General features: G+C 63.5%; 7 protein-coding genes and 1 riboswitch. Of the genes, 2 read left to right on the forward strand and 5 right to left on the reverse strand.

Annotation, left to right across the window (positions count from 1 at the left end; genetic code table 11):
• Window positions 1-78 precede the first annotated feature (78 nt).
• A complete protein-coding gene (locus tag GO591_RS13575) occupies window positions 79-804 on the forward strand; it encodes a DUF4386 domain-containing protein (protein ID WP_157157309.1) in 726 nt (241 codons plus the stop codon).
• On the opposite strand, the gene GO591_RS13580 is transcribed toward GO591_RS13575, so the two are convergent.
• From GO591_RS13580 to GO591_RS13590, 3 genes are all read right to left on the reverse strand, one after another.
• The gene (locus GO591_RS13580; protein WP_157157310.1) at window positions 782-4,183 is read right to left on the reverse strand and encodes a pyruvate carboxylase; all 3,402 of its coding nucleotides are present in this window, start codon (window positions 4,181-4,183) and stop codon (window positions 782-784) included. The two genes, GO591_RS13575 and GO591_RS13580, sit on opposite strands and share 23 nt — an antisense overlap.
• Window positions 4,184-4,221: 38 nt before the next feature.
• A complete protein-coding gene (gene glyA / locus GO591_RS13585) occupies window positions 4,222-5,556 on the reverse strand; it encodes a serine hydroxymethyltransferase (protein ID WP_157157311.1) in 1,335 nt (444 codons plus the stop codon).
• Between the two features lie 144 nt (window positions 5,557-5,700).
• A riboswitch (glycine riboswitch) is annotated at window positions 5,701-5,788 on the reverse strand.
• Window positions 5,789-5,855: 67 nt separating this feature from the next.
• Complete coding sequence (locus GO591_RS13590; RefSeq protein ID WP_157157312.1) at window positions 5,856-6,677, reverse strand: fumarylacetoacetate hydrolase family protein; 822 nt, start codon at window positions 6,675-6,677, stop codon at window positions 5,856-5,858.
• 251 nt (window positions 6,678-6,928) lie between these two features.
• Here GO591_RS13590 and GO591_RS13595 point away from each other — a divergent pair, with 251 nt between their 5' ends.
• Window positions 6,929-7,657, forward strand: coding sequence for a FadR/GntR family transcriptional regulator (locus GO591_RS13595; protein ID WP_157157313.1), 729 nt, complete (start codon window positions 6,929-6,931; stop codon window positions 7,655-7,657).
• Between the two features lie 19 nt (window positions 7,658-7,676).
• Here GO591_RS13595 and GO591_RS13600 read toward each other — a convergent pair whose 3' ends face one another.
• On the reverse strand, window positions 7,677-8,996 hold the full coding sequence (locus tag GO591_RS13600) for an FAD-binding oxidoreductase (RefSeq protein ID WP_157157314.1): 1,320 nt from the start codon (window positions 8,994-8,996) through the stop codon (window positions 7,677-7,679).
• Between the two features lie 171 nt (window positions 8,997-9,167).
• Window positions 9,168-10,706 carry a CoA-acylating methylmalonate-semialdehyde dehydrogenase gene (mmsA, locus tag GO591_RS13605; RefSeq protein WP_198295482.1) on the reverse strand — a complete coding sequence of 513 codons (1,539 nt, stop codon included), beginning with the start codon at window positions 10,704-10,706 and terminating at the stop codon, window positions 9,168-9,170.
• Between the last annotated feature and the right edge of the window lie 82 nt (window positions 10,707-10,788).

Here is a 10,788-nt window from a genome sequence, read left to right on the forward strand (position 1 = left end):
GCGCGCGACGCGACCGGCTCGGAGAATGTCCGTAGCGGACTGAGAAATCTGTCGGCCCCCGTGCGGAAGGACTTCGCCGTGACCGCAACCAGACGATTGGCGCTCGCTGCGGGCGTCTTCTACCTCCTCACGTTCGCCTTCTCGATTCCGGCATACTTCCTCTATGAGCCGGTGCTGACCGACCCCGGGTACATCGTCAGCGACGGCGGCGCCGACACGCGGATCACCCTCGGCGCACTCCTTGAGTTTCTTACCGCCCTCGCGGGCATCGGGACCGCCGTCGCGGTATACCCCGTGATCAAACGGCAGAGCCAGGCCGCTTCACTCGGCTTCGTCACGACACGGAGCTTCGAAGCGGCCGTGATGATGATCGGCGTCATTGCGCTGATGTCGATCGTGGGCCTGCGTCAGGCCGGGGCATCCGCTGGCACCGATGACGCGGCGATGGTCGCCGTCGGCCAGGCGCTGATTGAGATCCGTGACCAAACGGCCCTCTTCGGACCCGGCTTCGTGCCTGCCCTCAACGCACTGTGCTTCGGCTACGTGCTGCGGTCGCGGCTGGTGCCGCGCCTCATTCCGGCGCTGGGTCTCATCGGGGCTCCCCTGCTCATGGCATCGGCGATCGGAACGATGTTCGGGCTCCACGGCGATGGGTCGGTGTTCGCGGCCATTGCGCTCGCCCCGATCTTTGTTTGGGAGCTATCGATCGGGTTGTGGATGACGTCCAAGGGGTTCAGGCCTGCGGGGTTGGCGGCGCTTGGAATCGACGCCAGCGAGCACATCAGTCCATCACCACGGCGATGAGATCACCTGCTTCGACTTGCTGCACGGGGTTGGTTGCCACGCGCTGAATTGTGCCCGCGACAGGACTCGTTATCGCAGCTTCCATTTTCATGGCCTCGATCGTCGCAATGGTGTCACCGACCGCGACGGTGTCGCCCTCGGTGGCCTGGACGGTCACGACTCCCATGAATGGTGCGCCGACATGTCCAGGCAGGCTCGGATCGGCTTTCTCCACCTGAACGGTGTCGACCGTGATTGAGCGGTCCCGAACGGTGACGGGGCGCATCTGGCCATTGAGCGTCGCCATGACGCTGCGCATACCTTTGCCGTCCGGCTCGCCAATTGCCTCGAGCTCGACATAGACGTCAACCCCTTGTTCCAGCTCGATGACATGCTCGACTCCCGGCTTCAGTCCATACAGGTAGTCGGAAGTCCGCAGCACTGAAAGGTCACCGTAGTGTTCGCGCGCTCGGAGGAAGTCCTGGGTGGGCTGGGGGAAGAGCAATTGGTTGAGCATCAGGCGACGTTCGTCGCTGGTACCGCGCAGCTTGGCTTGTTGGGCTTCTGTGATGGGTGACGTGCCGCCCTTCACCGTGCGCCCCTCGAGCACCTTCGTCCGGAAAGGCTCCGGCCACCCACCGGGGAGGTCGCCGAGTTCGCCAGCCATGAAGCCGATCACGGACTCCGGAATGTCGTAATTGCCGGGCTCGCTCTCGAATTCGGCCGGGTCTACTCCCGCGGCGGCCATCTGCAGGGCGAGGTCGCCGACGACCTTGGAGGACGGCGTGACCTTGGTCGGGCGTCCGAGGATGCGGTTTGCCTCGGCGTACCAGTCCTCGATCACTTCAAACCGGTCGCCGAGACCGAGAGCGATCGCCTGTTGACGGAGGTTGGACAACTGACCACCAGGGATTTCGTGCTTGTAAATCCGTCCTGTCGGGCCCGCCAGCCCGGATTCGAAGGGTGCGTACACTCGGCGGACCGATTCCCAGTACGGCTCCAGGTCACTCACCGCCTGCAGGCTGATCCCGGTGTCACGCTCGGTGTGTGCGAGGGCAGCGACGAGGGCGGACAGCGAGGGCTGGGACGTGGTGCCGGCCATGGGCGCACTTGCCGCATCCACCGCGTCGGCCCCCGCCCGGGCGGCGGCGAGGAGGGTGGCGAGTTGTCCCCCAGCGGTGTCGTGCGTGTGCACGTGCACCGGGAGGTCAAAGCGGTCGCGGAGGGCGGTCACCAGCACTTCGGCGGCACCCGCCCGCAAGAGTCCGGCCATATCCTTCACGGCGAGAATGTGCGCACCAGCGTCCACGATCTGTTCCGCCAGGCGAAGGTAGTAATCAAGCGTGTAGAGGTTCTCGGACGGGTCGAGCAGGTTCCCGGAGTAACACAGGGCAACTTCGGCGACGGTCGATCCGGTGTCAAGAACGGAGTCGATCGCGGGGCGCATCTGGTCAACGTCGTTGAGCGCGTCAAAGATGCGGAAGATGTCAACACCAGTCGCCGCCGCCTCGCGCACGAAAGCGTCGGTGACCTCGGTTGGATACGGCGTGTAACCAACGGTGTTGCGGCCGCGCAAGAGCATCTGGATCGCCACGTTGGGCAGCGCTTCCCGCATCGCGGCCAGCCGCTGCCAGGGGTCTTCCCCAAGGAAACGCAGGGCGACATCAAACGTCGCGCCGCCCCACGCCTCCACGCTGAACAGGTCTGGCGTCATCCGCGCGATATGCGGCATCACGGCCACCAGATCCTTCGTCCGGACACGAGTGGCCAGCAACGACTGGTGCGCGTCACGGAAAGTGGTGTCGGTCACTGCAAGCGCCTCCTGCCCGCGCAACGCGTGAGCAAAGCCGGCTGGGCCCAGCTCCAGCAACCGCTGGCGTGACCCGGACGGCGGCGCCGTGTTCCGATCGATTGGGGGGAGCTTCACCGCCGGGTCGATGAGACCGGCACCTGCTCCGTTGGGTTGATTGACCGTTACATCGGCGAGCCAATGGAGCACCTTCGTGCCCCGGTCCTTCGAGCCATGGGTGTGCACGAGTTCGGGGCGCTCGTCAATGAAAGAGGTACTCAGATCCCCCGCCTGGAACTGCGGATCGGCAAGCACCGCTTGAAGGAACGCGAGGTTAGTGGTCACCCCTCGGATCCGGAACTCGGCGAGCCCGCGGCGGGCGCGAGTGACGGCGGTGTCGAAATCACGGCCACGACAGGTCATTTTCGCCAGCATCGAATCGAAATGCGGACTGACTTGGGCACCGGCGGCGACCGTTCCGCCGTCCAGGCGCACACCCGCGCCGCCCGGCGAACGGTAGGTGGTGATCTTTCCGGTATCCGGTCGGAAGTCGCTCGCCGGATCCTCGGTAGTGATCCGGCACTGCAACGCGGCACCGCGAAGCTGGATCTGATCCTGCGTCAACCCCAGCTCGGCAAGGGTCAGCCCTGCCGCGATTCGCATCTGCGCCTGCACGAGGTCGACGTCGGTGACCTCTTCAGTGACCGTGTGTTCCACCTGGATGCGCGGGTTCATCTCGATGAACACATGCTCCCCCGCGCGATCGCCCGCCGTGTCCAGCAAGAACTCGACGGTGCCTGCATTCACGTAGCCGATCGACTTCGCGAACGCGACCGCATCCCGGTACATCGCCTGACGCACGTCCTCATCGAGGTTCGGCGCTGGCGCGATCTCCACGACCTTCTGGTGGCGGCGCTGCACCGAGCAATCCCGCTCGAACAGGTGCACGATCTCCCCCGCGGTGTCGGCGAGGATCTGCACCTCGATGTGGCGAGGTCGAATCACCGCCTGCTCCAGGAACATAGTCGGATCCCCGAACGCACTGTCGGCCTCACGCATGGCTGCCTCCAGCGCCGGCCGCAGTTCCTCGCGAGTATTGACCCGACGCATCCCTCGGCCGCCACCCCCGGCGACCGCCTTGGCAAACACCGGGTAACCAATCTCCTCGGCTGCCGTAACCAACACGTCAATGTCGGTGGTCGCGGGGCTGGACTTCAAAACCGGGACCCCCGCGGCGATCGCCATTTCCTTGGCCGTGACCTTGTTGCCCGCCATCTCGAGCACCGACCGGGGAGGACCGATGAAGGCAATACCCGCGTCGGCGGCGGCCTGCGCAAGGTCGGGGTTCTCGCTGAGGAACCCGTATCCCGGATAGATCGCATCCGCGCCCGACAGCTTGGCGACCCGGATGATCTCCCCCACATCCAGGTAGGCACGCACCGGATGACCGGGCTCACCGATCTGGTACGCCTCGTCGGCCTTCAGCCGATGCAGCGAGTTGCGGTCCTCGTAGGGGAACACCGCCACAGTCTTCGCACCGAGTTCATACGCCGCCCGGAACGCGCGAATCGCGATCTCACCGCGGTTCGCGACCAGGATTTTGCGGTACATGAGTTGTTACCCCTTCGTAGTGCTCTTGTGAGTGGGTGCTATCCCTGGCCGTTCTGGCGAGCCGCGCGCGTCGCTTGGGTGAGATCGGCGAGCTCGGGGTACAGCGGATGAGCGTCCGCGAGTTGCAGGACACGTTCGGCGAGCGCGGGGAGCGCGGAGTCGTCACCGCTGAGCGTCTCGGCAATGATGTCCGCAACTGCTGTGAATGAGGCGTTGTCGAACCCGCGAGCGGCGAGGGCTGCCGTGCCGATCCGGAGGCCGGATGTGACCATCGGGGGCCGTGGATCGTTGGGCACGGCATTTCGGTTGACAGTGATACCGATCGACGCAAGACGGTCTTCGGCTTGCTGCCCATCCATGCGGCACTCGCGGAGGTCGACCAGGACGAGGTGGACATCGGTTCCGCCACTCACGACGCTGATGCCTGCGGTTCGCACATCCGCACCATCGAGGCGGTCGGCGAGAATCCTCGCGCCGGAAACGATGCGGCGCTGCCGTTCCCGAAATGCCTCGGTTGCAGCCAGTCTGAAAGCGACCGCTTTCGCCGCAATGACATGCTCAAGCGGACCGCCCTGCTGGCCCGGGAATACCGCTGAGTTGACCTTCTTTGCAATCGCGGGGTCATTGGTGAGGATCAAGCCCCCGCGCGGTCCTGCCAGCGTCTTGTGCGTCGTCGACGTCGTCACATGCGCGTGCGGTACCGGGGAGGGATAGAGGCCCGCAGCGACGAGACCGGCGAAGTGCGCCATGTCCACCATGAGGTATGCCCCGACCTCATCGGCGATGCGGCGGAACTCTTCAAAGTCGAGTTCGCGCGAGTAGGCAGACCAGCCTGCGATGATGAGTTGCGGCCGGTGCTCGTGCGCGAGCCGACGCACATCGTCCAGGTCGACACGGTGATCGGCCTCGGCAACTCGATAGGGAACCACATTGTAGAGGCGACCCGAAAAATTCAGCCGCATGCCATGGGTGAGATGGCCGCCGTGCGCGAGGTCGAGGCCCATGATGGTGTCGCCAGGATTGATCAACGCATGCATGGCCGCCGCGTTGGCCTGAGCACCCGAGTGCGGCTGGACGTTCGCGTACTCCGCGCCGAAGAGCGCTCTGGCGCGGTCAATGGCGAGCTGCTCGACGGTGTCGACATGTTCGCAGCCGCCGTAATAGCGACGGCCGGGGTAGCCTTCCGCATATTTGTTCGTTAGTACCGAGCCTTGCGCCTGCATCACGGCGATCGCGGTGTGGTTCTCAGACGCGATCATCTCCAGCCCAATGCGCTGGCGGACGAGTTCGCGATCGATGGCAGTCGCGATCTCCGGATCGACCACGCCGAGATGATCGAACATCGTCTGGGACTCGTAAGCGGTGACGGGCATTGGAACTCCTTTGTCGAGTGCTCGGTGCTGAGCACCGGCACGGTAGATGGGTTCCTCCCGCTCTGTCTCGAACCTGAGAGTTTCCGCGGATGTCGATCCGCTTGCACCGTCGGTGGACGCGTGAGCGCCGCTTTTCAGAGTTGCCTCGCCTCTGCGGTCCTGGGGCCTGAGAGATTCCCGGGAGGGGTTGCTCCTACGGCACCTGCTGGGCAGGTTCTCCCGCAGTGGGTCGTCGACGTGTATTCAGTACTCGCCGCTCGGTTACGCCGCATCCGATCAGATCAACTGGTCGGAGCCATTCATCCGATGGGAGTCCGCACCTTCCCGACCCGCTCGACCTCGATCTCGACAACGTCGCCGGCTTTCAGGAACTGCGGCGGCTTCATCCCCGCACCCACGCCGCCCGGCGTGCCGGTGGCGATGATGTCCCCCGGCAACAGCGTGAGCGTTTCTGAAACGTGGGCAATGATCGTTGGGATGTCGTGAATGAGGTCGCGTGTGTTCCCGTCCTGCTTGACAACCCCATTGACAAGGGTCCTCACGCGCAGTCCGGCGGAAATGTCACCGACTTCCTCGGCAGTCACCACGGCGCTGATCGGCCCGGAGCGGTCGGCGTTCTTCCCCAGGGTGAACTGAGGCGTCTCAAGCTGCTTGCGGCGAGCGCTGAGATCATTGAACGCCGCGTAGCCGAACACCGCGTCCTCGGGGCGAATGGTCGCGCCGTGCTTGAAGCGCCGACCGACGACCGCAGCCAGTTCAACCTCCCAGTCAAGGCCCTCCTCTCCATGTGGAACAGGAGCGGATTCGCCGTCAGTAATGAGGGTCTGCTCCCAGCGCCCGAAGACCATGGGCACCTTCGGAAGATCGATCCCAGCGAGGTCCTTTGATTCGCCCGCGTGGCTCACGTAATTGATGCCAACACAAAACACCCTTGAGGTGATCGGAACGGCAGGCGCGAATTTCACCTCGTCAGCGCGGAATTCTCGTATCGCCGAAGACTTGCTATTCAGGAAGGGATCCTCATAGAAGGAGTCGGCGGCTCCGAGGTCCTCGATGACCTCGCCAACCAGACGTCCTATGTGCCGGCCGCTGCCATTTGAGGTGAATCCAACTAGGTGCATTGCGTCGCTCCCGTTCTCGGCGCCATCAGTTTGTGTGATGCCTTGCTCGAACTTGTGTCTGCGGTATACCCGGTAACACGTCCAGCGCGTTTGTGTAATCCGCTATATCGAATATACGGGTTATGTAAGCTCTGTGTCAAAGGAGTACCTGTACCAGACCTGAAATGATCTCGACACGGTGCGGCGCCGCTATGGCGCGGCATTCCGCGTGGATAGGATCACTTGCGCTTGACTGAGAGGAGACTTACCTCGTGACGTATGGAGACTCGCGGCCGGAAGTTGTCGCGCGCCGCATCGCTGAAATGGTGCGGTCGCTTCCAAGCGGCGCTCGTCTTGGCAGCAAAAAGGAAATCCAGGCGATCGTTGGTGTGTCAGAAGGCACTCTCAACACGACCCTGCGCCTGCTACAGACGCGCGGCCTCATTCGGGTGCGGTCTGGGCCCGGCGGCGGTGTCTTCGCGGTCGAGCAATCGCCGATTGCCCGCCTGGGAAACGCAGTCCTCGAGTTGGACTCGGACGACATTGACATCCCGGCGAGTGCTCAGGTTCGAAATGGACTTGAGTACGAAGTCATCAACGATGCCTGCGAGTATCGAACCAATCGTGACCTGAAGGACATCGATGTCCTCCTCGCCGACATGCGTGACGCGGTCGGCAAGAGCGACGATGACCGGTTCATCCATGCCAACTGGATGCTCCACAGGCGGATCGCGCAAGTAACTCCCAATCTCACGCTCAGCTCGCTCTACGTCGGACTTCTTGACACAATCGAGGCCCACACGTTGCGGATCGCCGCTGCCAGCGGACAGGATCTGCAGTTGTTTCATGCTGAACGCCTGCAGATTCATGAAGCGCTTGTGGATACCATCCGAACAGGCGATCCAGACGCCGCGGTGAGTGTCGTCCATACGCATAATCGAGGGATTCGAGCTGACACTCGGTCGTCGTCGGTGGCCGGTTTGCCACGGGCACGGGCCTAGGTCGCACGGCCGGGGGCGCTCACCCCCAGGAAGCAGGAACGGCTGCCGGTGCAGCAATGACGTGCCCGTGCCGGAAGACGTTCTCGGGATCGTACTGACGCTTCAGACTCAACAGCCGCTCGCGATCCTCAGGGTCATACGCAGCGAGAACCCGTTCCGGGCCGACTTCATCGCCTTGGAAGTTGAGGACCGGCTGGCCGGCCGACGCGGCATCAGCGAGGCGGAAGATCTTCTCTGCCCGAGCGCGAGAGCTGTGCTCCGTTCTTCCGATAACCGTGACGCTGAACTCCGAACCACGACCGCCGACACAGTTGGCGTGGACTGGCGATCGAGTCATTTCGCCGCCCAGGTGCCGGAATTCGATGTAAGGGGGAAGCCCTCCGTTATCGTCCGGATATGCCTCGAGAACTTCATCCAGAAGGTTCCTGCTCAGGTAGGGAAGGTAGCGGCTCTTCTCCGTGAACGCGACGGGGCCGGCGCCATCGTTGTGCACTTCTCGGATGCGCGAATAGGGCTTCGCATCAACAGCGTCGGTGAGGATGCCCGGCAGCGTACGAATGGGCGCAAGGAGCGCTGACGATTCCCGGCTGTCGCCCACTGACGTGCACCTGAGGTGCAACAGGTGACTGAAACCTTCAGCCTTCACTTCGGGAACCGGTGCCCGAATTGCAACAGATGCCGCGAACCAGTCAGGAAGCGTACGAACCCAGTCCACGAAGAACGGCAGCACGTCAGGAATCGCGTCGGGATGGAAGAAGAGGGCACCACCGTAGAAGGACGGCACCGGGAACAGTGGCACCTCGATCGCGGTTGCTATGCCGAAGCTTCCCTTGCCTCCGCGGACCGCCCAGAAAAGGTCTTCGTATTCGTTCGGCGTAACACGAATGAGTGCACCGCTCGCAGTAACGAGCTCAACCTCGAGGACCGTATCCGCGGCGTACCCGAACTTTCGGGACAGCAAACCAATGCCGCCGCTGAGCGTGTACCCCATGACACCCACGGTTGGAGATGATCCATGCACCGGAGCGAGGCCGTACTTCGTCGTTTCGGCAATGACCTGTCCCCAACGCACGCCCGCCGCGATCCGGGCGGTTCGGCGAGTCGGATCTACCTCAATGCCGGTCATTCGCTGGGTCGTGATCAGGACGGCGTCGTCACTTGTGTCGAACCTTCCGTGCCCCGTCGACTGCACGGCGATTCCTCTGCCCTGCTGAACGGCCGCGAGAACTGCGCCTTGCACATCGCGGGGCGTTTCAGCGAAAACAATCGAGCTCGGGTTGGGCGGGTAGGAAAGACTGAAAGAGTTCAGTTCCTCGATGCGGTCTACCACCGACGCCATCTCGCTTTCTTCGTTGATCCACTATAACGAATATGGCCAGAGAGGGCCCCGCACCGGTTTCAGCATGTGATATTTCCTCGGGCAGTCAGTGATGGAACAGTGGGGCGCAGGCGGCGTCCGCGTTGATCTGCGGACACCGCCTGCGCAGGACTGGCGCGTCGTGCGGATGGATCAGTTAGGCCGGAAGCCGAGGTCGACGCCGGAGGTCGATTCGTCCCAGCGGCTTGTGACGTACTTGGGCCGGTTGTAGAAGCGCCAGGATCCGTTGTTGAGACCGGTGTCGCCGAAGATGGAATCCTTCCAGCCAGCCACGCTGTAGGCAGCGACGGGCACGGGGATGGGCACGTTGATTCCGACCATTCCCGCTTGGGCTTCCCGCTGGAAACGCCTCGCGAGCAGTCCGCTGCGAGTGAAGAGCGATGCCCCATTGCCGTAGCGGTTGGTACGCACGAGCTCGAGTGCCTCGTCGAAGGTTTCGACTCGCACGAGGATGAGAACGGGGCCAAACACCTCGTTCTGGTAGATCTCGGACGACGGGCTGACGCCATCCAGCACCACGGGACCGACGAATGACCCCTGGTCATGGCCTTCCACTGGTTCGGTGCTGCGATCGACAACGGCGGTCGCACCGCCCGCGATTGCGCGCTCAACGAAACCACGGATGCGCACCTGCGCGTCGATGCTGATGACCGGCCCCATCTCCGATGAAGGATCTGCACCGTTACCGACAACGACGTTCATCGCACGTTCGCGCATCTTCTCCGCGAGGGCATCTGCGACATCGCCGACGACCACTGCTGTCGTGACTGCCATGCATCGCTGGCCTGCCGATCCGAATGCGGCCGACGAGAGCGCATCGGCGACTGCATCGAGATTCGCGTCCGGGGCGACGACGAGGTGGTTCTTGGCTCCTCCCATCGCCTGAACTCGCTTGCCCGCTTGCGATGCCCTGCTATAGATCGCCCGAGCAACCGGAGTAGATCCGACGAAGGAGACCGCTGCCGTGTCCGGATGATCGATGAGCGTCTCGACCACCTGCTGCCGACCGTGCAGAACGGTCAGGACTCCGGCTGGCACACCTGCTTCCGCCGCGAGCTGTGCGATGAGCAGACTGGGTCCGGGGTCCTGCTCGCTGGGCTTCAGGATGAAGGTGTTCCCCGAGGCCAGGGCGACCGAGAGCATCATCAGCGGGATCATCACCGGGAAGTTGAATGGCGTAATCCCCACGCAAACGCCCAGCGGGTGCCAGGCCATGAATGTGTCGATGTTTGTGCCGGTCTGCTCCGACAACTCGCCCTTCAGGAGGAACGGCACTGCCGCGGCAAGCTCGACCGCCTCGAGACCTCGCGACACTTCGCCGCGCGCATCGTCCACCGTTTTGCCGTGCTCGGCACTGATGGCCACTGCCAACTCGTCAGTGTGCTCCATCAGCAGTGCGCGGAACCTGTGCAGCACCGCCGCACGCCGAGTCGGCGTGGTGGCGGCCCATGCAGGGAACGCGGCGGCCGCGGCCGCGACAGCGCGATCGACAATCTCACGATCAGCGAGGGAGACCTGAGCGATTTGAACGCCGGTCGCGGGATTGATAACAGGCCATAGCTCGCCCGACTTATCGACTGCGCCGTCGATCCAGTGCGGGATGCCGACCAGTTCGGAGTCCGTTCGGGTGGCATCGATGGTCGCCTGCACGTTGGCGGATGGAATACTCATGGATCTTCCTTTCAGTAGAGGGGATTCTCAGGACGTAACCGGAGCGGCGCTGGATGTGCGCCGCCCCGCGTAGTCGCAGCTT

The sequence above is a fragment of the Diaminobutyricimonas sp. LJ205 genome (assembly GCF_009755725.1).
Taxonomy (GTDB): domain Bacteria; phylum Actinomycetota; class Actinomycetes; order Actinomycetales; family Microbacteriaceae; genus Ruicaihuangia.